The sequence below is a fragment of the Cellulomonas flavigena DSM 20109 genome, from assembly GCF_000092865.1.
GTDB classification, from domain to species: domain Bacteria; phylum Actinomycetota; class Actinomycetes; order Actinomycetales; family Cellulomonadaceae; genus Cellulomonas; species Cellulomonas flavigena.
Genome location: NC_014151.1, coordinates 2,278,361 through 2,302,470, shown reverse-complemented (window position 1 = coordinate 2,302,470; position 24,110 = coordinate 2,278,361). Strand labels below are relative to the sequence as shown.

Annotated in this window: 21 protein-coding genes; 13 read left to right on the top strand and 8 right to left on the bottom strand. The window is 73.6% G+C overall.

What is annotated here, in order from left to right; translation table 11 throughout:
* Positions 1-11: 11 nt before the first annotated feature.
* Together CFLA_RS10435 and CFLA_RS10430 are read right to left on the bottom strand one after the other, a co-directional pair.
* Entirely contained in the window at positions 12-1,130 is a 1,119-nt protein-coding gene (locus tag CFLA_RS10435) for a polyprenyl synthetase family protein (RefSeq protein ID WP_013117290.1), read from the bottom strand.
* Between the two features lie 10 nt (positions 1,131-1,140).
* Entirely contained in the window at positions 1,141-1,662 is a 522-nt protein-coding gene (locus tag CFLA_RS10430) for a hypothetical protein (RefSeq protein ID WP_013117289.1), read from the bottom strand.
* Positions 1,663-1,797: 135 nt separating this feature from the next.
* Between CFLA_RS10430 and CFLA_RS10425 the strand changes: the two genes are divergently transcribed.
* From CFLA_RS10425 to CFLA_RS20895, 3 genes are all read left to right on the top strand, one after another.
* Positions 1,798-2,946 (top strand): DUF4192 domain-containing protein, encoded by a 1,149-nt coding sequence (locus CFLA_RS10425; protein WP_013117288.1) that lies wholly within the window; start codon positions 1,798-1,800, stop codon positions 2,944-2,946.
* Positions 2,947-3,114: 168 nt separating this feature from the next.
* Positions 3,115-3,507, top strand: coding sequence for a universal stress protein (locus tag CFLA_RS10420; RefSeq protein WP_013117287.1), 393 nt, complete (start codon positions 3,115-3,117; stop codon positions 3,505-3,507).
* Positions 3,508-3,793: 286 nt separating this feature from the next.
* On the top strand, positions 3,794-5,281 hold the full coding sequence (locus tag CFLA_RS20895) for an RNA polymerase sigma factor (protein WP_013117286.1): 1,488 nt from the start codon (positions 3,794-3,796) through the stop codon (positions 5,279-5,281).
* 171 nt (positions 5,282-5,452) lie between these two features.
* Here CFLA_RS20895 and CFLA_RS10410 read toward each other — a convergent pair whose 3' ends face one another.
* Complete coding sequence (locus tag CFLA_RS10410) at positions 5,453-5,716, bottom strand: DUF7455 domain-containing protein (RefSeq protein WP_013117285.1); 264 nt, start codon at positions 5,714-5,716, stop codon at positions 5,453-5,455.
* Positions 5,717-5,901: 185 nt separating this feature from the next.
* Between CFLA_RS10410 and CFLA_RS10405 the strand changes: the two genes are divergently transcribed.
* The 10 genes from CFLA_RS10405 to CFLA_RS10360 all read left to right on the top strand — a co-directional run bounded on the left by CFLA_RS10405 (position 5,902) and on the right by CFLA_RS10360 (position 19,927).
* Positions 5,902-8,043: a DNA gyrase/topoisomerase IV subunit B gene (locus CFLA_RS10405; protein WP_013117284.1), complete on the top strand. Its 2,142-nt coding sequence runs from the start codon at positions 5,902-5,904 to the stop codon at positions 8,041-8,043.
* A 69-nt stretch (positions 8,044-8,112) separates the two neighbouring features.
* Positions 8,113-9,135 (top strand): GNAT family N-acetyltransferase, encoded by a 1,023-nt coding sequence (locus tag CFLA_RS10400; RefSeq protein ID WP_013117283.1) that lies wholly within the window; start codon positions 8,113-8,115, stop codon positions 9,133-9,135.
* A gap of 79 nt (positions 9,136-9,214) precedes the next feature.
* On the top strand, positions 9,215-10,012 hold the full coding sequence (locus tag CFLA_RS10395; protein WP_013117282.1) for an ABC transporter ATP-binding protein: 798 nt from the start codon (positions 9,215-9,217) through the stop codon (positions 10,010-10,012).
* Positions 10,013-10,104: 92 nt separating this feature from the next.
* The gene (locus CFLA_RS10390; RefSeq protein ID WP_013117281.1) at positions 10,105-10,578 is read left to right on the top strand and encodes an NfeD family protein; all 474 of its coding nucleotides are present in this window, start codon (positions 10,105-10,107) and stop codon (positions 10,576-10,578) included.
* A 72-nt stretch (positions 10,579-10,650) separates the two neighbouring features.
* Positions 10,651-11,970 carry an SPFH domain-containing protein gene (locus CFLA_RS10385; RefSeq protein WP_013117280.1) on the top strand — a complete coding sequence of 440 codons (1,320 nt, stop codon included), beginning with the start codon at positions 10,651-10,653 and terminating at the stop codon, positions 11,968-11,970.
* Between the two features lie 191 nt (positions 11,971-12,161).
* Complete coding sequence (locus CFLA_RS10380) at positions 12,162-13,907, top strand: ABC transporter ATP-binding protein (protein WP_013117279.1); 1,746 nt, start codon at positions 12,162-12,164, stop codon at positions 13,905-13,907.
* Positions 13,904-15,895: an ABC transporter ATP-binding protein gene (locus tag CFLA_RS10375; RefSeq protein WP_013117278.1), complete on the top strand. Its 1,992-nt coding sequence runs from the start codon at positions 13,904-13,906 to the stop codon at positions 15,893-15,895. The genes CFLA_RS10380 and CFLA_RS10375 overlap by 4 nt, the downstream gene beginning before the upstream one ends.
* 259 nt (positions 15,896-16,154) lie before the next feature.
* The gene (locus CFLA_RS10370; RefSeq protein ID WP_013117277.1) at positions 16,155-17,456 is read left to right on the top strand and encodes an endo-1,4-beta-xylanase; all 1,302 of its coding nucleotides are present in this window, start codon (positions 16,155-16,157) and stop codon (positions 17,454-17,456) included.
* A gap of 85 nt (positions 17,457-17,541) precedes the next feature.
* Complete coding sequence (locus CFLA_RS10365; protein WP_013117276.1) at positions 17,542-18,786, top strand: MFS transporter; 1,245 nt, start codon at positions 17,542-17,544, stop codon at positions 18,784-18,786.
* A 301-nt stretch (positions 18,787-19,087) separates the two neighbouring features.
* A complete protein-coding gene (locus tag CFLA_RS10360; RefSeq protein WP_013117275.1) occupies positions 19,088-19,927 on the top strand; it encodes a TrmH family RNA methyltransferase in 840 nt (279 codons plus the stop codon).
* A 149-nt stretch (positions 19,928-20,076) separates the two neighbouring features.
* Here CFLA_RS10360 and CFLA_RS10355 read toward each other — a convergent pair whose 3' ends face one another.
* From CFLA_RS10355 to CFLA_RS10335, 5 genes are all read right to left on the bottom strand, one after another.
* Entirely contained in the window at positions 20,077-20,535 is a 459-nt protein-coding gene (locus CFLA_RS10355) for a hypothetical protein (protein WP_013117274.1), read from the bottom strand.
* Positions 20,536-20,763: 228 nt separating this feature from the next.
* The gene (locus CFLA_RS10350) at positions 20,764-21,336 is read right to left on the bottom strand and encodes a YbaK/EbsC family protein (RefSeq protein ID WP_013117273.1); all 573 of its coding nucleotides are present in this window, start codon (positions 21,334-21,336) and stop codon (positions 20,764-20,766) included.
* A 49-nt stretch (positions 21,337-21,385) separates the two neighbouring features.
* Positions 21,386-21,928 (bottom strand): YbhB/YbcL family Raf kinase inhibitor-like protein, encoded by a 543-nt coding sequence (locus tag CFLA_RS10345; RefSeq protein WP_013117272.1) that lies wholly within the window; start codon positions 21,926-21,928, stop codon positions 21,386-21,388.
* 39 nt (positions 21,929-21,967) lie between these two features.
* Entirely contained in the window at positions 21,968-23,662 is a 1,695-nt protein-coding gene (locus CFLA_RS10340; RefSeq protein WP_013117271.1) for a SulP family inorganic anion transporter, read from the bottom strand.
* 1 nt (position 23,663) lies between these two features.
* A complete protein-coding gene (locus tag CFLA_RS10335; protein WP_013117270.1) occupies positions 23,664-24,011 on the bottom strand; it encodes an ArsR/SmtB family transcription factor in 348 nt (115 codons plus the stop codon).
* Between the last annotated feature and the right edge of the window lie 99 nt (positions 24,012-24,110).

The following is a 24,110-nucleotide window of genomic DNA, read 5'->3' as shown; positions in this document are numbered from 1 at the left end:
GTCGACGGCGGTCAGGCGGTGCGTCGCACCGCGGCGTGCGCCAGCTCGACGAGCGTGCCGCGGGCCGGCTCGGGCCAGTCGCGCGCCTCGATCTGGGTGAGCGTCTGGGCCCAGAGCTCCTCGATGATCTGCTCGACGTCGGCGACCGCGCCGGTGCGTACGAGGAGATCGGTGAGCTCCGCGACCCCGGCGGCGTCCAGGTCGGGGTCGCCGACGCCGCGCTGCAGGAGCGCGACCGCGGCGTCGTCGCCGGCGGCCGTGGCATGGGCCAGGGCACGCGCGACCAGGACGGTGCGCTTGCCCTCGCGCAGGTCGTCGCCCGCCGGCTTGCCCGTGGTGGCGGGGTCGCCGAGGACGCCCAGCAGGTCGTCGCGCAGCTGGAAGGCCTCGCCGAGCGGCAGCCCGACGGCGCGGCAGCCCGCCACCGCGGCGTCGTCGGCGCCGGCGAGCGCGGCGCCGAGCACGATCGGGTGCTCCACGCTGTAGCGCGCGGACTTCGCCCGCACGACCTCGCGTGCCCGCCGCTCGTCGTCGTCGGCCGTCCCCCACGGCATCGTCTGGGCGACGAGGTCGAGGTACTGGCCGACGGTCACCTCGGTGCGCATCGACGAGAAGACGGAGTGTGCCGCCTGGGCCACGCTCACGGGCAGGCCCGCGAGCGCGCGTGTCATCTCCTCGTCGCTGGCGATGAGCGCGAGGTCGCCGAGCAGGATCGCGACGCCGTCCCCGAAGCGGCGGGGCTCGCCTCGGCGCCCGGAGCCGGCGTGCTCGTCCGCGAAGACGCGGTGCGCGGTCGGCAGACCACGCCGTGTGCTCGAGTCGTCCATCACGTCGTCGTGGAACAGCGCGGCCGCCTGGAACAGCTCGAGTGCGGCCCCCGCGCGCAGCACTCCCTGCTCACGCCCGTCGCCCGGGGTACCGCCGTGGGCGCGCCACGACCAGTAGCAGAACGCCGCGCGCAGCCGCTTGCCGCCCGCGACCATGCGCTCGACGGCGTCGACCAGGGCGCCGGCCTCGGGGCTGATCCGTTCGGCCTCCTCGCGGAGGCGTGCGACGTGCCGTCCGAGTGCCGCGTCGACCCCCGTGCGCAGGTTCTCACGGTCGACGAGTGCGGCATTGGCGGTGGGCACGTGCCCCACCCTAGGGGGCCGGGGCGGCGACCGTCCCCCCCAGGGTCATGGTGCGCAGCCCGTCGCGGTCCAGGACACCGACGACGAGGAGCTCGGTGCCGTCGGACCGCGAGAACGTGGTCTGCGCGGCGAGCCCCGCCTCGGGGACGGGAGGGGCCGACTCGGTGAAGCCCGCAGCGACCAGCGGGACCCGCACGGCCTCGAGCAGGCCGCCGGTGTCCTGGGGGGTCCGCACGTTGAGGCTGATGCGCAGGCGGCCGTCGGGCAGCGGCTCGCTGGAGGAGACGAGGACCTCGGCGTCCGGCGGGACGGGCACGAGCGACTCCGGGAAGCCCGGTGCGAGCGCACCGACCGCGGTGTCCTCGGCGATCTCGTCGGTCAGCAGCGTCTCGCCGGGGGTCGTGGTGGGCGTCCCCGCGGGCGTGGCCGACAGCGTGGGCGAGGGTCCCGGCCCGGAGGTGCAGCCGCTCGCCGCCGCGAGCGCGACGAGCGCGCCTGCGGTCACCAGGGCGGCGCGGTTCGGGCGGGGCACCGCGCCAGGGTAGCGGCGTCCGCAGGGAGCCGAGCCTCGCGCGCGAGCCGACCACAGCCCCGACCGCCGGCGGCCTCGCCCACAGGTTCGGTCGGGTCGCCCCACGAGCAGACCGCGGGACGCTTCGGTGGAGGCATGGAACCACTCCTCCTCCGGCTGAGCGAGCCCCGTGAGCTGCTCGCACTCGTCCCGCACCTGCTCGGGTTCCAGCCCCGGGACAGCGCGGTCGCCGTCAGCCTGCGCGGTCCCCGCGGTCGGGTGGGCCTCGTGGCCCGCGTCGACCTCGCGGACGTCGCCGACGCCGTGCACGGTCCGCAGGTCGCACGCTCGTTGGCGGCACACCTCGACCGTGACGGGGCGCGTCGCGTCGCGCTCGTCGTGTACGCACGGGACGCCCCCGGTTCCGGCGAGCGGGTGGCCGCAGCAGCGGCGCACACGCTCGAGGCCTTCGACGTCCCGTTCGGTGGTGCCGACGTGCTCGTCGTGGGGGACACGACCTTCCGGTGCCTGGCGTGCGACCCGACCTGCTGCCCGCCGACCGGGCACCCGCTGAGCGCGCTGCAGGGGACGCGTGCCGGCGCGGAGATGGTGCTCGCGGGCTCGGTGGTGGCCGCCGGTCGCGAGCAGCTCGCCGAGGTGCGTGCCGCCTCCGCGGACGCGCGCCGTGCGGTCGCGCGCGTCCGGCGCCGCCGGTGCGAGGCGCGGGCGCGGGCGCGCGTGGCTGGTCCGCAGCACCTCGCACGATGGCGGGCGGACTCGCTCGCGGCGTGGCGTGCGCTCGTGGCGGCGCCGGCAGGTGCTGGTGCCGGACGCGTGACGCGGATCGCGCTGCTGGGGCGCGTCGAGGCCGGCCTGGCCGACCGACGGGTACGTGACGCCGTGCTCGTCGCGTGCCTTCCGGGAGCGGGGACGCTGCCGGAGCGTGCGCTCGCGCTCGCGGGCCCTGACGAGGACGCGGAGGTCCGGGCCGCCGTCGGCCGCCTGGTCGACCCGGCGGGCTGCGTGGCGCCCGGTGACGGCGCACGCACCGCCGCGGCGGTGCTCGAGGAGGTCCTGGCGCACGGGCGGCGCGGCGCGCAGGCGCCGGCGTCGACGCTCCTCGCGGCGATCGCGTGGTGGCGGGGTGACGGTGCCCGCGCCGCCGTGCTGCTGGAGCGCGCACTGCAGGACGACCCGGGGTACCGGCTCGGTCACCTCCTGCGCGCCGCGGTCGAGGCCGGCCTCGCGCCGGGGTGGGCACGTCGGCAGGAGGCGGGCGGCGGCGTCGTGGCGGGCGTGACGTGATCCGGTGGTCCGGTCGTGCCGTGCAGGGGCGAGGGTGGCCCCCGCGCCGTCCGCCGGGGGCGTCGGCGCGGGTGGGCGGGCGTGTCGCACGCACGTCGAGGTCGTCCGACGTCCCTCGCTCGGGTAGCGTCGCGCACGAGGCCGGCTGGGCCAGGAGGAGGAGCGACGATGGGCATCGTGGTCGGCTACCTGGCGACCCCCGAGGGGCACGCCGCGCTCGACGCCGCCGTGGAGGAGGCGCGTCAACGCTCCGTCGCGGTCGTCGTGGTCCTCAGCGTGCGGCGTGACGAGACGCCGGAGCGTCGTGCCGAGATCGAGCAGGCGCTCGGCGAGGTACGTGAGGAGCTCGACGCGAAGGATGTGCAGCACGACGTGCGGCTGCTCGACGGCGGTGACGTCGCGGACGACCTCATCAGCACGGCGGAGGAGGTCGGCGCGCAGCTCGTCGTCCTGGGCCTGCGCCGCCGCAGCCCCGTCGGCAAGCTGATCCTCGGGTCGAACGCGCAGCGCGTGCTGTTCGACGCGCCGTGCCCCGTCCTGACGGTGAAGCCCACCGGCTGAGCCGGGGCGCGAGCCGTCACCCGCCACCGGTGTGGCGGGAATGCTGCGGGTGCGCCACGCGTTGGTGCAGGGACGCCCGGAGGAGATCCACGAGCCGACGACGCCACGCGAGCGAGCACGCGCGGCGGGCCCCCGCGGGTCGGTACAATATCTGTCTGTCTCCCGGTCCTTCGGACTCTCCTCGGTTCCGGTTGCCGCGCTGACGAAAGGTCGTTTCTTGACGTCCCAGACCCCCCACCCCGCACTTCCGCGCGAGTTCCAGCACCCCGCGCTGCAGGAGCTCGTGATGCGTGGACGGACCCACGGCAGCGTCGACACCGCCTCGGTGCGCGCCGCTTGCGAGGCTGCCGGCGTCGAGGGCCCCAAGCGGCTGCGCGCCGTCGTCCGCGGTCTGGGGACGGCCGGTGTCGACGTGAACGACCTGGGCACCGCCGGCCGGGCCGTCGCCGCGACGAGCGCGAAGTCGCGCCCCGCGGCCAAGGCGACCGTCGCGGACGCCGGCACGCCCGCGGTGAGGTCGACCCGCACCACGAAGGCGGCGGCGACCAAGGCCACGGCGACGAAGACCGCCACCGCCAAGAAGGCCGCATCGAAGGCGTCGCCCGCGACGGAGTCCGACGTCGCCGACGAGCCGGTCGACGAGGTCGAGGAGGACGTCGACGTCACGGAGCTCGAGGACGTCGAGGTCACGGACGCCGACGTCGAGACCGACGACGTGGAGGACGTGGCCGAGGACGACGCCGAGGAGACCGAGACCAAGCCCGCCGCCGCGAAGAAGGAGGACGAGCCCGAGGACACCGGGTTCGTCTACTCCGACGCGGACGACGACGACGCCCCTGCCCAGCAGGTCGTCACCGCCGGTGCCACCGCGGACCCGGTGAAGGACTACCTCAAGCAGATCGGCAAGGTCGCGCTGCTGAACGCCGAGCAGGAGGTCGAGCTCGCCAAGCGCATCGAGGCCGGCCTGTTCGCCGAGGAGAAGCTCGCCGAGACACGCGACTCCCTCGAGCCCAAGCTCCGCCGCGAGCTCGAGTGGATCGCGCAGGACGGTCGCCGCGCCAAGAACCACCTGCTCGAGGCGAACCTGCGACTCGTCGTCTCGCTGGCCAAGCGCTACACGGGTCGCGGCATGCTCTTCCTCGACCTGATCCAGGAGGGCAACCTCGGTCTGATCCGCGCGGTCGAGAAGTTCGACTACACCAAGGGCTACAAGTTCTCGACGTACGCCACGTGGTGGATCCGGCAGGCGATCACGCGTGCGATGGCCGACCAGGCGCGCACCATCCGCATCCCGGTGCACATGGTCGAGGTCATCAACAAGCTCGCACGCGTGCAGCGCCAGATGCTCCAGGACCTGGGCCGTGAGCCCACCCCGGAGGAGCTCGCCAAGGAGCTCGACATGACGCCCGAGAAGGTCGTCGAGGTCCAGAAGTACGGCCGCGAGCCCATCTCGCTGCACACCCCGCTGGGCGAGGACGGCGACAGCGAGTTCGGCGACCTCATCGAGGACTCCGAGGCGGTCGTGCCCGCGGACGCCGTGAGCTTCACGCTCCTGCAGGAGCAGCTCCACCAGGTGCTCGACACGCTCTCCGAGCGCGAGGCCGGTGTGGTGTCCATGCGGTTCGGCCTCACCGACGGCCAGCCCAAGACGCTCGACGAGATCGGCAAGGTCTACGGCGTGACGCGCGAGCGGATCCGTCAGATCGAGTCGAAGACGATGTCGAAGCTGCGCCACCCGTCGCGCTCGCAGGTGCTGCGCGACTACCTCGACTGACGCGCGCCGCGCGACCGACGAGAGCCCGGCCCCTCGGGGGGCCGGGCTCTCGTGCGTCCGGAGCGCGGGGCGTGGATCACCTCGCGGAGCGGGGCGGCGGTGGGGTGCCGGTACGACGAGGGCCCCGGACCGTACGGTCCGGGGCCCTCGAGGTCGGGGGTGCGCGCCGTGTCAGCCCGCAGAGCCGGGGCCTGCGCCGTGCTCGGCGAGCAGCCTGTCGGTCTCGTCCTGCACGTGCGTGGCGACCGAGGCGAACTTGGGTGCGTGCTCGCGCGCGTGGTGCGCGCAGAACAGCAGCTCACCGACAGGCAGCACGACGCGGACGTACGCCTGCGCGTTGCAGCGGTCGCAGCGGTCGGCAGCCGTCAGCGGGGTCCTGGAGTCGATCGTCGTCCCGTTCACGCCTCCATACAACCATCCGGGTCGGGCATCCATCCCCTCGGGACCGGGTGGTTCGCTCTCTGCGTACAAGATCGTGACGTGGGGTCACGCGATCGTGATCGTCGCGCAACACGGCGTACGACACGCGTCACAGGTGCGACACATCCCTCCCGCGGAGTCCGGCGGCGCGCCGCGGCGCGAGGCGGGCAGGGTGCGGGGCGGCGGTTACCATCGGCGCCGTGACCACCACGTCCCCCCAGGCCGGCTACACCGCCCGGCACCTCTCGGTGCTCGAGGGGCTCGAGGCCGTCCGCAAGCGCCCCGGCATGTACATCGGCACCACCGACAGCCGCGGGCTCATGCACTGCCTGTGGGAGATCATCGACAACTCGGTCGACGAGGCGCTCGGGGGTCACGGCGACCGCATCGAGGTCGTGCTGCACGCCGACTCGTCGGTCGAGGTGCGGGACAACGGGCGCGGTATCCCCGTGGACGTCGAGCCGAAGACGGGCCTGACGGGAGTCGAGGTCGTGCTCACCAAGCTGCACGCCGGCGGCAAGTTCGGCGGCGGCTCCTACGCCGCGTCCGGAGGTCTGCACGGCGTGGGGGCGTCGGTCGTCAACGCGCTGTCCGCGCGGCTGGACGTCGAGGTCGACCGCAACGGGCGGACCCACCGCATGACGTTCCACCGCGGCGAGCCCGGTGTGTTCGACGACAGCGCCGGCGTCAGCCCCGAGTCGCCGTTCGAGCCGTTCGTGCAGGGCTCGGAGCTGGCGGTCGTCGGCAAGGTGGGCAAGGGCGTCACCGGCACGCGCGTGCGCTACTGGGCCGACCGGCAGATCTTCCCCAAGACGGCCGTGTTCTCCTACGACGAGCTGGTCACCCGGGCCCGGCAGACCAGCTTCCTGGTGCCCGGGCTCGCGATCACGGTGCGGGACGAGCGCGGGATCCCCGGCACGCCCGGCGAGCACGGGCCGCACGAGGAGACGTTCCTGCACACCGGGGGCGTCCTGGACTTCGTCGACCACCTCGCGCCCGACGCGCCCGTCACGGACACCTGGCACCTCACCGGTTCCGGCACGTTCACCGAGACGGTGCCGGTGCTCGACAGCCGTGGTCACATGACGCCGCAGGAGGTCACGCGGGACTGCGAGGTCGACGTCGCGGTGCGCTGGGGCACGGGCTACGCGACCGAGGTCCGCAGCTTCGTCAACATCATCTCCACACCCAAGGGTGGCACCCACCTGGCGGGCTTCGAGACGGCGCTGCTCAAGACGCTGCGCACGCAGGTGACCGCCAACGCGCGGCGTCTGAAGATCTCCGCGAAGGACTCCTCGTCCGAACGGCTCGAGAAGGAGGACGTGCTCGCGGGCCTCACCGCGGTCGTCACCGTGCGTCTCGCCGAGCCGCAGTTCGAGGGGCAGACCAAGGAGGTGCTGGGCACGGGGCCGGTGCGCGGCATCGTCGCCAAGGTCGTCGAGTCCGAGCTCACCGCGCTGTTCTCGTCGTCGAAGCGGGAGCACAAGGCGCACACGGCCCTGCTCCTGGACAAGGTCGTGGGGGAGATGCGCGCGCGCGTCTCGGCCCGCAAGCAGAAGGAGATCTCGCGTCGCAAGAACGCGCTCGAGTCCTCCTCGCTGCCTGCCAAGCTCGCGGACTGCCGTATCGACGACGTGTCGCGCTCGGAGCTGTTCATCGTCGAGGGCGACAGCGCGCTCGGCACCGCCAAGCTCGCGCGCAGCTCGGACTTCCAGGCGCTGCTGCCGATCCGCGGCAAGATCCTCAACGTCCAGAAGGCGTCGGTCGGCGACATGCTGAAGAACGCCGAGTGCGCGGCGATCATCCAGGTCGTCGGTGCCGGGTCGGGCCGCACGTTCGACCTCGAGGCCGCGCGCTACGGCAAGATCGTGCTGATGACGGACGCCGACGTCGACGGCGCGCACATCCGCACGCTGCTGCTCACGTTGTTCTTCCGCTACATGCGCCCGCTGGTCGAGGACGGCCGCGTCTACGCGGCCGTGCCGCCGCTGCACCGCATCGAGGTGATCGGCGCGGGCTCGCGCAAGAACGAGTACCTGTACACGTACTCCGAGGCCGAGCTCGCGGCGACCCTCAAGAAGCTCGACCGCGCGGGCAGGCGCTACAAGGACGACATCCAGCGCTACAAGGGGCTGGGCGAGATGGACGCCGACCAGCTGGCCGAGACGACCATGGACCCGCGCCACCGCACGCTGCGTCGCGTCCGCATCGGCGAGGCGGAGGCCGCCGCCGCGCAGGTGGAGAAGGTGTTCGAGCTGCTCATGGGTTCCGACGTCGCGCCGCGCAAGGACTTCATCGTCGCGAACGCGCACGCGCTCGACGCGTCGCGCATCGACGCCTGAGGGCCGCGGTGCGGCCTGCACCGCGGATATCGATGGACCCGCGGCGCTGTTCGCGCCAGGCTCGGGTGCATGAGCGACACCGTCGTCCCCCTGGCCGTCCGCGCCGCCGCGCCGGAGCGGGTGCCGCTGCCGGCGGCGGCCACGGGGCTGACCTGGCGGGCCGGGGCCGTCGAGGACGCCGCCGCGATCACCGCCCTGCGGGTCCGCGGCCAGGAGGCCGACGCGCTGCACTACCGGTCGTCGGTGCCGGAGGTGGCCGAGGAGCTCGAGCGCGAGTGGCGCGACCTCGCGCGTGACGTGCTCGTGGGCGTGGACGGTGACGGGACGCCGCGCGCGTGGGCCCAGGTGGAGGTCCCGCCCGGTGACCGGACGGTCGTCCGCGCGTTCGTCGAGGGCGATGTCGACCCGGTGTGGCGCGGCCGGGGGATCGGCAGCGCCCTCGTCGCCTGGCAGGTGGCGCGCGCCCGGCAGCTGCTGGCGGCGTCCGGCAAGGACGTGCCCGCGCGCATCGCGACCCACGCCGACGGCGCGACACCCGACGTGGCGCGGCTGTACGCGGCGGCGGGCTTCACGCCCATCCGTTACTACACGCAGATGCGCCGCCCTCTCGACCGGCCGCTGCCCGACGTGCCGGAGCTCGACGGCGTGCGGGTCGTGCCGTGGACGGCGGAGCTCGACGACGCCGTGCGGCTCGCCCACAACGAGGCGTTCGCCGACCACTGGGGGTCCGAGCCGCGGACGCCCGAGCAGTGGCGCGCGTCGCAGGCGATGTTCGCACCGACGTGGTCGTTCGTCGCTCTCGACGGCGACGAGGTGGCGGGGTACGCCGTCTCCGGGCGGTACGAGCAGGACTTCCCGGCGTCCGGCTACTCCTTCGGCTACACCGACCTGCTGGGCGTGCGGCGGGCGTGGCGGGGGCGTCGGGTCGCGGTCGCGCTGCTCGCCGCCGTGATGCACGCGTACGCGGCGGACGGGATGCAGTACGCCGAGCTCGACGTGGACACCGCGAACCCGTCCGGCGCGCACGGCCTGTACGCCGCGCTGGGCTACGAGGTCACGCACACCTCGACGATGCTGACGATCGAGCTGTGAGCCGCGAGGGTGTGAGATCCGTCCCCGGGCGTGGCGCGACGGCACGCCGGACCCGCTCGGACGGTTAGGGTCTGTGGACATGACCGACGTGCTCGACCTGCAGGACGTGACGATCCGCCGGGGGGCGACGACGATCCTCGAGGCCCTGTCCTGGCGGGTGCAGGAGGGCGAGCGGTGGGTCGTGCTGGGTCGCAACGGTGCCGGCAAGACGACCCTGCTGCAGGTCGCCTCGGGACGCATGCACCCCACGACGGGGTCCGCCACGCTCCTCGGCTCGCGCCTGGGCGCCACCGACGTCTTCGAGCTGCGCCCGCGGATCGGCCTGGCGAGCGCCGCGCTCGCCGACCGGATCCCGTCGGGGGAGACGGTGCGCGACGTCGTCCTCACGGCCGCGTACGGCGTGACGGGCCGTTGGCGCGAGGAGTACGAGGGGGTGGACGAGTCGCGTGCGTCGGACCTGCTCGCCGCCTTCGGGGTGTCCCACCTCGCGGAGCGGTGGTTCGGCACGCTGTCCGAGGGCGAGCGCAAGCGCGTGCAGATCGCGCGCTCGCTCATGAGCGACCCGGAGCTGCTGCTGCTCGACGAGCCGGCCGCGGGACTCGACCTGGGAGGGCGGGAGGAGCTGGTCGGTGCGCTGGCCGAGCTCGCGCGCGACCGTCGTTCGCCCGCGCTCGTGCTGGTCACCCACCACGTCGAGGAGATCCCGCCGGGTTTCACGCACCTGCTGCTGCTGCGTGCCGGCCGCGTGCACGCGGCCGGGCCCATCGACGAGACGCTGACGGCCGAGAACCTCTCCGGGACGTTCGACGTGCCGCTGCGGCTGGACAAGGTCGACGGCCGCTGGGCCGCGCACGCGACAGGTGCCGTCGCGGGCTGATCGTGGCCGTACCGTGACGCAGCCGCCAGAGATGGGCAAAGGGATCGCATAGGATCGCTCCACGGACGACGGCGACTGCGGAGGTGGCTTCCATGGGGTGGCTCTGGTGGGTCGGGGGAGCGCTGGCGCTCGGCATCCTCGAGATGCTGTCGCTGGACCTCGTGCTCGTCATGTTCGCCGGGGGAGCCCTCGCCGGTGCGCTGGCCTACGCCCTGGGTGCCCCGGTGGCCGTGCAGATCCTCGTCGCGGCGCTCACGTCGATCGTGCTGCTCGCGGCGCTGCGGCCGTGGCTGCTGCGCCATCTCAGGGGCCGTGCCGACCTGCCGGAGACGAACGCCGCGGCGCTCGTCGGACGCGAGGCCACGGTCGTGGCGGCGGTCGACGGCTCGACGGGCCGTGTGAAGCTCGCCGGTGAGGTCTGGAGCGCGCGGACGGCCGACGGCGGCTCGCTGCCGCCCGGCACCCGGGTGACGGTGACGAAGATCGACGGCGCGACGGCGGTCGTCAGCCCTGCGCCCGCGACCGCTGCGGGCGGTACGGCTGCGCCGGGCGTCGCGCCGGTGTGACCTGAGCATGCGACCCGGTCCCCGGGTCACCGTGGCCGCCCCGGTCCGGGCGGCAGTACCTGCGGAGGTGCCATGAACGACGGCCCCGGTGCCGGCCAGATCGCTGCGATCCTGGTGCTCGTCCTCGTCCTGATCTTCGTCGTGGTCGCGCTGGCGCGCGCGGTGCGGATCGTGCCCCAGGCGGTGGCGATCATCGTCGAGCGGCTCGGGCGCTACAACAAGACGCTCGACGCCGGTCTGCACCTGCTGATCCCGTTCGTGGACCGTGTGCGCGCGAACGTCGACCTGCGCGAGCAGGTCGTGTCCTTCCCGCCGCAGCCCGTGATCACCTCCGACAACCTCGTCGTGAGCATCGACACGGTCATCTACTTCCAGGTGACCTCGCCGAAGGACGCGGTCTACGAGATCGCCAACTACATCACCGGCATCGAGCAGCTCACCGTCACGACGCTCCGCAACGTCATCGGTTCCATGGACCTGGAGCAGACGCTGACGAGCCGCGACCAGATCAACGGTCAGCTGCGCGGCGTGCTCGACGAGGCGACCGGCAAGTGGGGCATCCGCGTCAACCGCGTCGAGCTCAAGGCGATCGACCCGCCCGCGTCGGTGCAGGGCTCGATGGAGCAGCAGATGCGGGCCGAGCGGGACCGTCGCGCCGCGATCCTCACGGCCGAGGGTGTCAAGCAGTCCGCGATCCTCACGGCCGAGGGCGAGAAGCAGTCGGCGATCCTGCGGGCCGAGGGTGAGGCGCAGTCGGCCATCCTGCGGGCCGAGGGTGAGGCCCGCGCGATCCTCCAGGTGTTCGACGCCGTGCACCGCGGCGACGCCGACCCCAAGCTGCTCGCGTACCAGTACCTGCAGACGCTGCCGAAGATCGCGTCGAGCCCGTCGAACAAGATGTGGTTCCTGCCGGCCGAGCTCAGCGGTGCGCTGGGGTGGCTCTCCAAGGGCTTCGCCGGCGCGGGCGGCAGCGACGGCCAGGACTACCCGACACGTCCCGCGGGGAGCTCGCCGCTCGCCGAGGGCGATCTGCCGCCCGTCTCGCTGACCGACCCGAGCGAGGCGCTGGCGGAGGCGCGGCGCGAGTCGGCGGCCGCCACGGCGGACGCCACGAGCGCGGGCACACTGTCGGGTGTGCCGTTCGACCCCGCGGCCGAGCGGGGGCAGCGCCCGGGTGCCGGGCCTGTCGCACCGCAGCAGCCCGCGTACGGCACGCCGCCCGCGCGTCCCGCGCAGGCCCCGCAGCAGCCGGCGGCCCCGCAGCAGTCACCCCAGCAGGCCCCGCAGCAGCAAGCGCCCCAGGCGCTCCCGCCGCAGGTGCCGCCGCGCCAGGGGCCCCCTCCGTCGGTCCCGCCGCAGCGTCCTGAGGAGGGCCAGCCGCCCGCGCGCTGACCTGTCGCCCGACCGACGCCGGCACCCCGTCCCGGGGTGCCGGCGTCGTGCTGCCCGCTCCTTGTCCGCCCTGCGCGGAATCACGGTGCACCAAGCGGTTGCCCGCGGCATCGTTGTCCTGCTGCCGAGGGTGCCCCCGCGCCCGTCGCACGACCCGCCCGGGTCGACCCCGCCACGGAAGGCTCCACGCCATGCTCATGCGACTGCTCCGGGAGCACCTGCGCCCGTACCAGGGCGCCGTCGTCGCCGTGCTCGCCCTGCAGATGGTGCAGGTCATCGCCACGCTGTGGCTGCCCAGCCTCAACGCCGACATCATCGACGACGGCGTCGCCCAGGGGGACACCGCCACGATCTGGCGTCTCGGCGGCGTCATGCTCGCCGTCAGTCTCGTGCAGGTCGTCGCGTCGGTGGCCGCGGTGTGGTTCGGTGCGCGCACCGCCATGGCGTTCGGCCGCGACGTGCGGGCACGGCTGTTCGACCAGGTCCAGTCCTTCTCCCAGCAGGAGATGGGGAGGTTCGGAGCACCGACGCTCATCACGCGCACCACGAACGACGTCCAGCAGGTGCAGATGGTCGTCTTCATGACCTTCGTGTTCCTGGTCATGGCTCCGCTCATGCTGGTCGGCGGCGTGGTGATGTCGCTGCGCGAGGACGTGGGGCTCTCCGCACTGCTGCTCGTCGTGGTGCCGGTGCTCGCCGTGGTCATCGGGCTGATCGTGTGGCGGATGGTGCCGTGGTTCCGGCAGATGCAGCAGCGGATCGACGCGGTGAACCGCGTGATGCGCGAGCAGCTCACGGGTGTCCGTGTCATCCGCGCGTTCGTGCGCGAGCGGCAGGAGCAGGAGCGCTTCGAGGTCGCCAACACGGCCCTGTACGTCGCGTCGCTGCGCGCCGGGCTGCTGTTCGCCCTGATGTTCCCCGTGGTGATGCTCGTGATGAACGTCTCGAGCGTGTCGGTCCTGTGGTTCGGGGCACAGCGGGTCGACGACGGGCTCATGCAGATCGGGTCGCTCATCGCGTTCCTCAGCTACATCATGTTCGTCCTCATGGCCGTGATGATGAGCTCGATGATGGTCGTCATGGTCCCGCGGGCCATGGTGTCCGCCGACCGCATCGGCGAGGTGCTCGACACCTCCACGACCGTGGTGCCGCCCACCCGGCCGGTCGCGTTCGCCGAGGGCCCGGACGCGTCGCGCGGGCGGCTCGAGCTGCGGGACGTCGAGTTCCGGTACCCGGGCGCCGAGCACCCGGTGCTGCACGACGTGTCGTTCGTGGCCGAACCCGGCCGGACCACGGCCGTCATCGGGTCGACGGGCTCCGGCAAGACGACGCTCCTGCACCTCGTCCCACGCCTGTACGACGTGACGGGCGGCAGCGTGCTCGTCGACGGCGTCGACGTCCGCGAGGCCGACCCGGTGGCGCTGGGCTCACGCATCGGGCTGGTGCCGCAGCGCCCGTACCTGTTCTCCGGCACCGTGCGCAGCAACCTGCAGTTCGGGCGGCCCGAGGCCACCGACGACGAGCTCTGGCACGCGCTGGAGGTCGCGCAGGCGCGCGACTTCGTCGAGGCGCTGCCCGAGGGCATCGACGCACCGGTCGCGCAGGGCGGGACGAACCTGTCGGGCGGGCAGCGCCAACGGCTGGCCATCGCGCGGGCGCTCGTGCGGCGCCCGAGCATCTACCTGTTCGACGACTCGTTCTCCGCGCTGGACTACGCCACCGACGCCGCACTGCGCGCGGCCCTGGCACCGGAGACCCGGCGGGCGACGGTGCTCGTCGTGGCCCAGCGCGTCGCGACCATCCGCCACGCCGACCGCATCCTCGTCCTCGACGAGGGACGCGTGGTCGGTGACGGCACCCACGACGAGCTGCTGGCGTCGAACGAGACGTACCAGGAGATCGTGTACTCCCAGCTGAGCGCGCAGGAGGCGGCATGAGCGCCACGACGAGGACCGACCGTCCCGCCGGCCCGCCGCCCGGCGGGCCGCGTGGCGGGCCCATGGGCATGGGTCTGGGGATGCCCGGTCAGAAGTCGATGGACTTCCGTGGCTCGTTGCGGCGCCTGCTCACGGTGCTGGCGCCCGAGCGTGTCCGGCTCGTCGCCGTACTCGTGCTGGGGGCGTTGTCGGTGGCGGCGGCGGTTGCCGGCCCCAAGCTGCTGGGCAACGCGACCGACGTGCTGTTCGACGGTGTGGTCTCGCGGCAGCTCGCGCAGCTCCTGCCGGCCGGCAGCACGCAGCAGGAGGCGGTCGACGCGCTGCGCGCCGCGGGGCAGGGCACGGTGGCAGACATGGTCGCGGGCATGCCCGGCCTGACCGTCGGCGACGGCGTCGACTTCGAGCGGCTCGGCTCGATCCTGCTGCTGGTGCTCGGCGTGTACGTCGCCGCGTTCGTGTTCGGCTGGCTGCAAGGGCGGCTGACGGCGCGCGCGGTGCAGAACACGGTCCTGCGCATGCGGACGCAGGTCGAGGAGAAGCTCACGCGCGTCCCGCTGTCGTACTTCGACAAGCAGCCGCGCGGTGAGCTGTTGTCGCGTGTCACCAACGACATCGACAACGTCGCGCAGACCGTGCAGCAGACGCTCTCGCAGCTCATCACCTCGGTGCTGACGGTCGTCGGCGTGCTCGCGATGATGTTCTGGATCTCGCCGCTTCTCGCGGTCGTCGCCCTGGTGACGGTCCCGCTGTCGGTCGTGGTCGCGGCCGCGATCGCCAAGCGCTCGCAACCGCAGTTCGTCGAGCAGTGGGCGTGGACCGGCAAGCTCAACGCCCACATCGAGGAGATGTTCACGGGCCACGCGCTGGTCACCGTCTTCGGCCGGCAGCAGGAGGCCGCCGCGACGTTCGCCGAGCGCAACGGCAAGCTCTACGAGTCCGCGTTCCGGGCGCAGTTCATCTCCGGAATCATCCAGCCGGCGCTGGGGTTCATCGCCAACCTCAACTACCTCGTCGTCGCCGTGGTCGGTGGCCTGCGGGTCGCGTCGGGCACGATGTCGCTCGGCGACGTGCAGGCGTTCATCCAGTACTCGCGGCAGTTCACGCAGCCGATCACGCAGATCGCGTCGATGGCGAACCTGCTGCAGTCCGGTGTCGCGTCCGCCGAGCGCGTGTTCGAGCTGCTGGACGCGCAGGAGCAGACGCCCGACCCCGCGCAGCCCGCGACGCTGCCGGAACGCGTGCGCGGCCGCGTCGCGTTCGAGGACGTGTCGTTCCGCTACGACGCGGACACGCCGCTCATCGAGAACCTGTCGGTCGTCGCGGAGCCCGGGCAGACCGTCGCGATCGTCGGGCCCACGGGCGCCGGCAAGACCACTCTCGTCAACCTCGTCATGCGGTTCTACGAGGTCGACTCCGGGCGCATCACGCTCGACGGTGTCGACACGCGGGACGTCACGCGCGACGCGCTGCGGTCGCAGATCGGCATGGTCCTGCAGGACACGTGGCTGTACGAAGGGACGATCGCGGAGAACATCGCGTACGGCGTGGACTCCGCGACGCACGAGCAGGTCGTCGAGGCCGCCGTCGCGACCCACGTCGACCGGTTCGTGCGCACCCTGCCCGACGGGTACGACACCGTGCTCGACGACGAGGGCGGCGCGGTGTCCGCCGGCGAGAAGCAGCTGCTCACCATCGCGCGCGCGTTCCTCGCCGACCCGGCGATCCTCATCCTCGACGAGGCGACGTCGTCGGTCGACACGCGCACCGAGGTGCTCGTGCAGCACGCGATGAACGCCTTGCGCGCCGGGCGCACGTCGTTCGTCATCGCGCACCGGCTGTCCACGATCCGCGACGCCGACGTCATCCTCGTCATGGAGCACGGGAGGATCGTCGAGCAGGGCACGCACGACGACCTCGTCGCGGCCGACGGTGCGTACGCGCAGCTGTACCGCAGCCAGTTCGCCGAGGCGGCCGCCCCGGTCGACTGACGGAGCCGGTCGGCGGACAGGGTGGCGTCGTGCACGTCGCGACGTCACCCTGTCCGAGCCCGAAGGCCCCAGGTCGCCGCAGCGGGGCGGGTGCCGCTGAGCGTCGCGTCGGTGCTGCTGGTGACGCTGACCGTGACGACCCTCGCGGCCTGGGTGCTCGGTATCCCGGGCTGAGGGTGAGAGTCTTGGCGCTGGTGCGACGGCGTCCACGTCCCAGCGGGTGCCCGCGCCGTCCAGCCGTCGTGTCCGAAGGAGCCGCATGACCGCCCAGCCGATCCTGTCGTCCGCCGCCGTCGCCGCCAGCGCCGCCGTGTCGGACCCCGCCGTCGCGCACCGCACCCGGACGCGCACCGTGCAGGTGCTCGACCACTCGGGCGTGCCGCTGGTGGACGCACCCGTCACGGTCGCGCAGGAGCAGCACGAGATCGGCTTCGGCTGCATCGGGTTCGACGAGGTGTACCGGGCCGGTCGCCGGCTTGCCGGTCAGCCGTTCACGCCTGACGAGGACGCGCTGTTCGAGCGCCTGGACGCGCTGTGGTTCGACCTGTTCGACACCGCGACCCTGCCGTTCTACTGGGGAACGTTCGAGCCGGAGGAGGGCATGCCGCGCACCGCGGCCCTGCGCGCCGCCGCCGAGCACTTCGTGTCCCGCGGGGCGCGCGTCAAGGGCCACCCCCTCGTCTGGCACACGGTCGCGCCGCAGTGGCTCGTCCCGAAGCCGGACGACGAGGTGCTGCGCCTGCTGCGTGCCCGCGTGCAGCGCGACGCCGCCGAGTTCGCGGGCCTGGTCGACACGTGGGACGCGATCAACGAGGTCGTGATCATGCCCGTGTTCACCAAGGACGAGAACGCGGTGACGCGCGTGGCCAAGACGGTGGGCCGGGTCGGCATGGTGCGCCTGGCGTTCGAGGAGGCGCGCGCCGCGAACCCCGCCGCGACGTTGCTGCTCAACGACTTCGACATGTCCGCCGACTACGAGCACCTCATCGAGGAGGTCCTCGCCGCCGGCATCAAGATCGACGCGCTCGGTCTGCAGAGCCACATGCACCAGGGCACGTGGGGCCGCGAGAAGACGCTCGACGTGCTCGAGCGCTTCGGTCGGTTCGGCCTGCCGCTGCACTTCACCGAGATCACCCTGATGTCCGGTGAGCACATGCCGAAGCACCTCGACGACCTCAACGACCACCGGGTCGAGCACTGGCCCAGCACCCCCGAGGGCCTGGAGCAGCAGGCGCAGGACGCCACCGAGCTCTACACGACGCTCGTCGCCGACGAGCGCGTCAAGGTCATCACCTACTGGGGCCTGTCGGACCACGGCATGTGGCTCAACGCGCCCGGTGGCCTGGTGCACGCCGACGGCACGCCCAAGCCGTCGTACGACGCGCTGCGCGGGCTGATCCGCGGGCAGTGGTGGCTCGCGCCGACGACGGCGCGCACCGACGAGCAGGGTCGGCTCCAGGTGGCCGGCATGCCCGGGCGCTACACCGTGGAGGTCGGCGGCGAGCGCACCGAGATCACGGTCGGCGAGGACGACGGCGTCGTCACCGTGGCCGCGCGATGAGGCCCGTGCCCCGCGCGCGGTGCGGGGCACACCTCACCCGCCGACGGACGTCGTCCCGGGGCCTGCTGTGACCGATGCTCGTCCCGTGTCCACGCTCCGTCCCCGGCTCGTCCGGGACCGTCTCACGCTCGGCCTCTACACCCCGTACGTCGTGTGGGGGTGGCTGCTGTACAGCTTCAACCCGTCGGTTCCGCTGCTGGCCGACGAGCTGGGAGTGACCGCCGCGCAGGCCGGGCTGCACGGCACCGCGATGGCGCTGGGCGGGCTGGCGTCCGCGCCGGTGACGCCGCGGGCCGTCCGGCGCGCCGGGCGGCGGGCGACCGTGGTGACAGCGCTGCTGCTCGTCGCCGTCGGCGTCGCGGCGCTGCTGCTCGGCCCGACGCTGCCGTGGACCCTGGCGGGCATGTTCGTCACGGCCCTCGGTGGCAACGTGATGATCGCGGCGACGCAGGTGGGCATCGCCCAGCACACCGGGCCCGCGGCGTCGGCGGCGATCACCGAGGCCAACGGCGCGGGGTCGTCGGTTGGGCTGATCGGCCCCCTGGCCGTCGGCGCGTGCGTCGCCGCGGGCTGGGGGTGGCGTCCCGGCGTGGCGGTCACCGCGGCGCTCGCGGTGGTCGCGGCCCTCGTCGTCTCGCGGCTGCCCGCGGCGCCAGCGCTGCCGGCCCTGCGTCGGCGCGCTGCTGCGGCTCCTGACGAGGAGGCGGTCGCGCCCGTCGAGGCCGCCGCCGCGCCCGCGCCCGCGCCGCGGCAGGTCCCGCGCCACGCTGCCTGGCTGTTCCTCGCCGCGCTCGTCGCCGCCACCGCGCTGGAGAACGCCACGACCTACTGGGCGACCGACCTCGTGCTGTCCCGCACGGACGCCGGCGCGGGCATCGCGACCGCCACCACCGCGGGCCTCGTGGCCGGCATGTCGGTCATGCGGTTCATCGTCGGTCCGCTGTCGCTCCGCGTGCCGCCGGCGATCCTGCTCGCGGCGTCGTTCGGGATCGCGATCGTCGGGTGGGCGCTGCTGTGGACCGCGACGGACGTCGCCGTCGCGCTCACCGGACTGGTGATCGCCGGCTTCGGGTACGGCGCGCAGTACCCGCTGGGCGTCGCGCTGCTGCTGTCCGTGTCGCCCGGCCAGGGTGACCGCGCACAGGCGCACGCGACGCTCGCGGGCGCGCTCGCCATCGGTGTCGCACCGTTCCTGCTGGGCGCGCTCGCGGACGCGTTCGGGACGCACCAGGCGTTCCTGCTCGTGCCGGTCCTGGCGGCCGCGGGCGTCGTCGTCGCGATGCTCGGGGGGCGGGCGGTGCGCAGCCGCGTTCCCGCCGACCTCGGATGATGGACCTGGGTCCCGGGCCGACAGCCAGTGCTGGGTGTGCGGTGAGCGCGGCTGGTTGTGCAAGTACGCTGACCGGGTGCTCGGAGACGAACTTGCCCTCCTCGCCATCGCTTCGTGGGTTCTCGGCGCCGGTGCGTTGGTGGGGCTCACGACACTCCTCGTTCGCTCTCTCAAGCGTCGTCCACCGCGCCGCGACGACGACGCGCGTCGACCTTCCGCCCCGAACGGCAGAGGCTGATCGCACACGCGGCGCGCGGGAGCGAGCACCGTCGCGTCCCTGCCGGGCTGGGATGATGTCGACGTGCTCCGTGCCGACGTCCAGCCCGTCACCGACCGCGACGACCCGAGGCTGACCGACTACGTCGGGCTCACCGACGTCGCGCTGCGGATGCGCGTCGAAGCCGCCGAGGGTCTGTACATGGCGGAGAGCTCGACGGTGCTCGAGCGTGCGCTGCGTGCCGGGCACCAGCCGCGGTCCGTGCTGCTCGCGCCGCGCTGGGTGCCTGCCGTCGAGGACATGCTCGCGGCGTCGCCCGTCGACGGCGTGGTGCCGGTGCACGTCGCCGAGGACCCCGTGCTGGAGGCCATCACGGGCTTCCACGTGCACCGCGGCGCGCTCGCGGCCATGCACCGCCCGGCGCTGCCGGCTGTTGCGGACGTCCTCGCGGCGGCACGCGGCGGCGCGGGGGCGCGGCGCGTGGCGGTGCTCGAGGACCTCGTCGACCACACGAACGTCGGAGCTGCGTTCCGCAGCGCGGCCGCGCTGGGCGTGGACGCCGTCCTCGTGACGCCGCGCTGCGCCGACCCGCTGTACCGGCGGGCGGTGCGTGTCTCGATGGGCACGGTGTTCCAGGTGCCGTGGACGCGCATCGACCCGTGGCCCGACGGCATCGCGACGCTGCGCCAGGCGGGGTTCGTCACGGCATCGCTCGCGCTGTCCGAGGACTCCGTGCCGCTTGACGAGCTCGTCGCGGACCCGCCCGAGCGGCTCGCCCTCGTGCTGGGCGCCGAGGGCGACGGGCTCAAGCCGGAGACCGTCGCCGCCGGCGACCTCACCGTGCGGATCCCGATGGCCGGGGGAGTGGACTCGCTCAACGTCGCGGCCGCCGCGGCCGTGGCGTTCTGGGCGACACGGGTCTGAGGTCGGCGAGCTCTCCTCGCCCACGCGCCCGTCGATCCGCTCGTGCAGCAGGTGCGCGTGCCCCACCACGCATCGCTGCCACGAGTCCGAGACGTGCGCATCATCGCCGACCAGGTCGCGGACCGTGATGGCCGCCGACCCGCGGTCGATCACCCCTCGTGCGGCAACTTGGCGTCGGCAACGGGCGTCGGGGACCACGCCGTGATGCCGTCGGCTCGCACGCGGAACAGGCCATCACCGGGAGTCACCGCGATCCACGCGCCGCCACCGGTGCAGACGAGGGCGGAGACCAGCGCGATGTGGGTGACCGGCCCTCGCGCATCCTGTGAGCGGTGAGCTCCCACCCGTGCTCGGGCGTTCTCCAGCATCGAGCGGTCGAGGTACCTGTCGGCGTCCGCTCCCAGGGCGGCGAACGCGCGCTCCAGGTCTGCGAGGCTCTGGACGTCGAGCTCGTGAGCGAGGCTCGAGACCGTGGGAGCGTAGGTGTGCTCCGTCGCCTCCGCGAGGCAGCCGGTCACGAGGGCGCCACCTGCCACCAGCGTGATGGGCCCACCGCCCGAGTGCGCGGCGACGTACTCGACGAGCAGGGGGTCGGTGGAGTCGGACATGCCGCGACGATAGCGCCGGCGCGGCGTCGCTCCCGGCTCCCGCCCACGCTCGCGCGCTCCTCGTGACGGGTCTTGTCACCGGGGTGAGGACCCTGCTGATCGGCGCAGGCCAGGAGGACCGGTGCACCGTTGCGGTACGACCCGTTCGAGGTCCGCATCACGTCAGGCGGGCGTGAGGGGGAGGCGAGCGTCGTCAGCGGCGTGTTGCGCTCCTGGGCCCGGTGCGGGTCAGCCGATCGCAAGCCCCTCGACCACCTCGACGCCCGGCGCCCGCACGAGCAGCGCGCCGGGCAGCGCGATCTTCGAGCGCCGCGTGCCACTGCCGATGATCACGGTGCCGCCGGCCTCGGGGTCGTCCACCGCAACGCCCGCGTCCGCGAGCACCCGGTAGCCCACCGGCAGCCCGAGCGGCGTGATGCCGCCGTACTCCATCCGCGACTCGTCGGTCGCGCGGTCCATCGGCAGGAACGACGCCTTGCGCACGTCGAGCAGGCGCTTGACGGCGTTGTTGACGTCGGCGCGCGTCGTCGCGCGCACCAGGCAGGCAGCGGTCCGCTCCTCACCTGCCCGCTTCCCGGCGACGAGGACGCAGTTGACCGACGCGGACAGCGGCAGCTCGTACGCGTCCGTCATGGCCGCGGTGTCCGCGAGGTCGGGGTCGATGGCGGCGACGAGCACTGCGTCGGCCACGGCGGGCTCGACGACCGCCCACCCGCTGATCACGGCGTGCGTGCTCGCGGCCAGCAGGTCGGGACGGTCGACGGCACGCTCCCACGTCAGCGTCCCGTGGGTGGTGATCATGCGCGGCAGGCTACCGGGGCGACGACGCGTCGGGCCGGTAGAGGTCGCGTCACCGCTGGTACGTGCCCATGAGGACGGCGCGCGCGATCGTGTGGAACACCAGCGCGCAGCTCGCCGCACCGGGGGGCGTGTCCGGCCCGAGCCCCGGGTCCGCGGTATCGAGCGCGTGGACCGCGACGAAGTAGCGGTGCACCTGGTCCCCGGGCGGGGGAGCGCTGCCGACGTAGCCCGCGACCCCGTCGTCGCCGCGCAGGTGGAACGCGCCGGTGGGCAGCCCGGAGCCGTCAGGACGCCCGGCGTCGCGGTCGAGCGACGTGACGTCGGCGCCCAGGCCCAGCACCGACCAGTGCCACCAGCCGGCGACGCCCGGCGCGTCCGGGTCGAACACGTTCACCGCGAAGCCGCGGGTCCCCTCGGGGAACCCGGACCACGCGAGCTGCGGCGAGACGTTGCTGCCGGCGTCGGTGTTGGTGTGCACGTCGGGGATCCGGCCACCGTGCACCCAGTCGGTGCTGGTGACCGTGAAGGCGGGCACGGGCGGCAGGAGCGGGTAGGGCTCGGGGGCGACGGGACGGGTCAGGGACGTGGGCACGGGCAACCTCCGGTCCGGTGCGGCGGCTCTTCGCCGCGGTCATCCCATCCTGGTCGGGGCGTGGGCGCGGCGCACGTGCGAGCGGGCGTGCTCGAGTGCGTCGTCCAGGTCGTCGAACAGGTGCCGCGGCTCGCCGAGCGCGTCGAGCACCCCGATGCCCTCGGCGAGCTTGCGGTGCTCGGGACGCAGCCCCTTGAGCAGCACGACGATCCCGCGGCGGCGCAGGTCGGTGACGATCTCGACGAGGGCGTTCGCGCCGCTCGCGTCGAGCACGCGCACGTTGCCCAGGCGCAGCACGACGACGCGGACGTCGCTGACGAGCGCCAGCTCGTCGAGGAACCGGCGCACGTCGGCGAAGAACAGCGCACCGTCGATGCGGTACACCGCGATGTGCTCGTGCAGCAGCGCGTGCTCGTCGTCGGCTGTGAGCCGGTCGCCGGACTCCTCGGCCAGCGGCTCGCGGTGCAGCCCGCTGCTGCGTGCGACCGCGCGCAGCGCCAGCACGGCGGCGACCGCGACACCCACCTCGACGGCCATGACGAGGTCGAACACGACCGTCACGGCGAGCGTCACGCCGAACACCAGCGCTCCGGAGCGCCCCGACCGGCAGATCGCGCGCGCGGTCGGCAGGTCGACCATGCGTGCGGACGTGACGAGCAGCACGCCCGCGAGCGCCGACAGCGGGATCCGCCCCACGAGCGGTGCGGCCAGGTACACGATCGCGGTGAGCACGAGGGCGTGGGTGAGGGCCGCGACACGGGTGCGCGCGCCGGCGCGCACGTTGACGGCGGTGCGGGCGATCGCGCCCGTCGCGGGCAGGCCGCCGCACAGGCCGGACGCGACGTTGGCGACGCCCTGGCCGACGAGCTCGCGGTTGGGGCGCGTGCGTCCGATGTCGTCGGCCATGCCGTCCGCGACGCGCGCCGACAGCAGCGACTCCAGGGCGGCGAGCGCAGCGACCGCGAGGGCGGCGGAGAACAGCGCGCTGGTGGTGGCCAGGTCCACGATCGGCAGGTGGGGGGCGGGCAGCGCCGAGGGCAGGACGCCGATGCGGTCGACGTCGAGGCGGGCGGCCTCGGCGACGGCGGTGGCGAGCACGACGGCCACGAGCGAGGCGGGCAGCCCCTGGCGCAGCCGCGGGAGGGCCAGCATGACGGCGACGACGAGCGCGACGAGCGCGAGCGGCGCGACGGCCTGCGACCAGTCGACGTCGCCGAGGGTGCGCAGCGCGACGAGCCCGGCGTTCTCGCCCTCGGCGCGCGGAGTGTCCAGCGCGAGCGGCACCTGCTGCAGCGCGATGACGACGCCGATGCCGCACGTGAACCCTTCGACGACGGGCCACGGGATGTACGCGACGAGCCGGCCGATGCCGAGCACACCGGCGAGGATCACGATGCCGCCGGCCATGATCGCCACGATCGGCACGGCTTCGGCGCCGTGCCGGGCGACGACGGGCAGCAGGACGACCGTCATCGCCCCCGTCGGTCCGCTGACCTGCAGGTGGGAGCCGCCGAGGACGGCGGCGATCGCGCCGGCCACCACGGCGGTGACGAGCCCGGCGGCGGCGCCGAGCCCGGAGGCCACGCCGAAGCCGAGGGCGAGGGGCAGCGCGACGACGGCGACGGTGACGCCGGCGAGCAGGTCGGCGCGCCACGAGCGGGGCAGGTCGGCGTAGTCGTCGCGGTGGGGGGCGAGGGCGCGGATGCGCCGGACCACGGGGGCGAGGTCGGTCATCTCATGCCTCGGTCGGGTCGTCGAGCCGGTCGCGGTGGTGCGCGGCGGCGTCGAGGAGGACGGTGCGGGCGGCGGCGAGCATGTCGGCGACCGCGGGCAGCGCGAGCGCGTAGTGCACGGCGTTGCCGGTGCGGCGGGCGGTGACGACGCCCGCCCGTCGCAGCACGGCGAGGTGCTGCGAGAGGTGCGAGGCCTCGAGGCCGAGCTCGGCGAGCAGCTCGCTGACCTGACGGTCGCGCTCGACGAGGAGCTCGAGGGTGCGCACGCGCACCGGGTGGGCGAGGGCCTTGAACAGCTCGGCCTTGACCTCGGGGAGAGGGCGGTCGACACCGAGGGCGTGCAGGGGCACGGCTACTCCCGGATGACGGGTTGATGGAATCGTCAAATCCTACGCGGAGGTCGTCGCGGCTCCGTAGGACCCGTGCGGTGCGCGGTGCGGTTCACCCGC

Excerpts from the sequence above, each read along its gene's own strand:
- CFLA_RS10375 (WP_013117278.1), top strand. The coding sequence starts at position 13,904 with ATGAGCGCCACGACGAGGACCGACCGTCCCGCCGGCCCGCCGCCCGGC.
- CFLA_RS10350 (WP_013117273.1), bottom strand. The coding sequence starts at position 21,336 with ATGATCACCACCCACGGGACGCTGACGTGGGAGCGTGCCGTCGACCGT.
- CFLA_RS10425 (WP_013117288.1), top strand. The coding sequence starts at position 1,798 with ATGGAACCACTCCTCCTCCGGCTGAGCGAGCCCCGTGAGCTGCTCGCA.
- CFLA_RS10390 (WP_013117281.1), top strand. The coding sequence starts at position 10,105 with ATGGGGTGGCTCTGGTGGGTCGGGGGAGCGCTGGCGCTCGGCATCCTC.
- CFLA_RS10370 (WP_013117277.1), top strand. The coding sequence starts at position 16,155 with ATGACCGCCCAGCCGATCCTGTCGTCCGCCGCCGTCGCCGCCAGCGCC.
- CFLA_RS10340 (WP_013117271.1), bottom strand. The coding sequence starts at position 23,662 with ATGACCGACCTCGCCCCCGTGGTCCGGCGCATCCGCGCCCTCGCCCCC.
- CFLA_RS10410 (WP_013117285.1), bottom strand. The coding sequence starts at position 5,716 with ATGGATGCCCGACCCGGATGGTTGTATGGAGGCGTGAACGGGACGACG.
- CFLA_RS20895 (WP_013117286.1), top strand. The coding sequence starts at position 3,794 with ATGCGTGGACGGACCCACGGCAGCGTCGACACCGCCTCGGTGCGCGCC.
- CFLA_RS10380 (WP_013117279.1), top strand. The coding sequence starts at position 12,162 with ATGCTCATGCGACTGCTCCGGGAGCACCTGCGCCCGTACCAGGGCGCC.
- CFLA_RS10400 (WP_013117283.1), top strand. The coding sequence starts at position 8,113 with ATGAGCGACACCGTCGTCCCCCTGGCCGTCCGCGCCGCCGCGCCGGAG.
- CFLA_RS10395 (WP_013117282.1), top strand. The coding sequence starts at position 9,215 with ATGACCGACGTGCTCGACCTGCAGGACGTGACGATCCGCCGGGGGGCG.
- CFLA_RS10385 (WP_013117280.1), top strand. The coding sequence starts at position 10,651 with ATGAACGACGGCCCCGGTGCCGGCCAGATCGCTGCGATCCTGGTGCTC.
- CFLA_RS10420 (WP_013117287.1), top strand. The coding sequence starts at position 3,115 with ATGGGCATCGTGGTCGGCTACCTGGCGACCCCCGAGGGGCACGCCGCG.
- CFLA_RS10355 (WP_013117274.1), bottom strand. The coding sequence starts at position 20,535 with ATGTCCGACTCCACCGACCCCCTGCTCGTCGAGTACGTCGCCGCGCAC.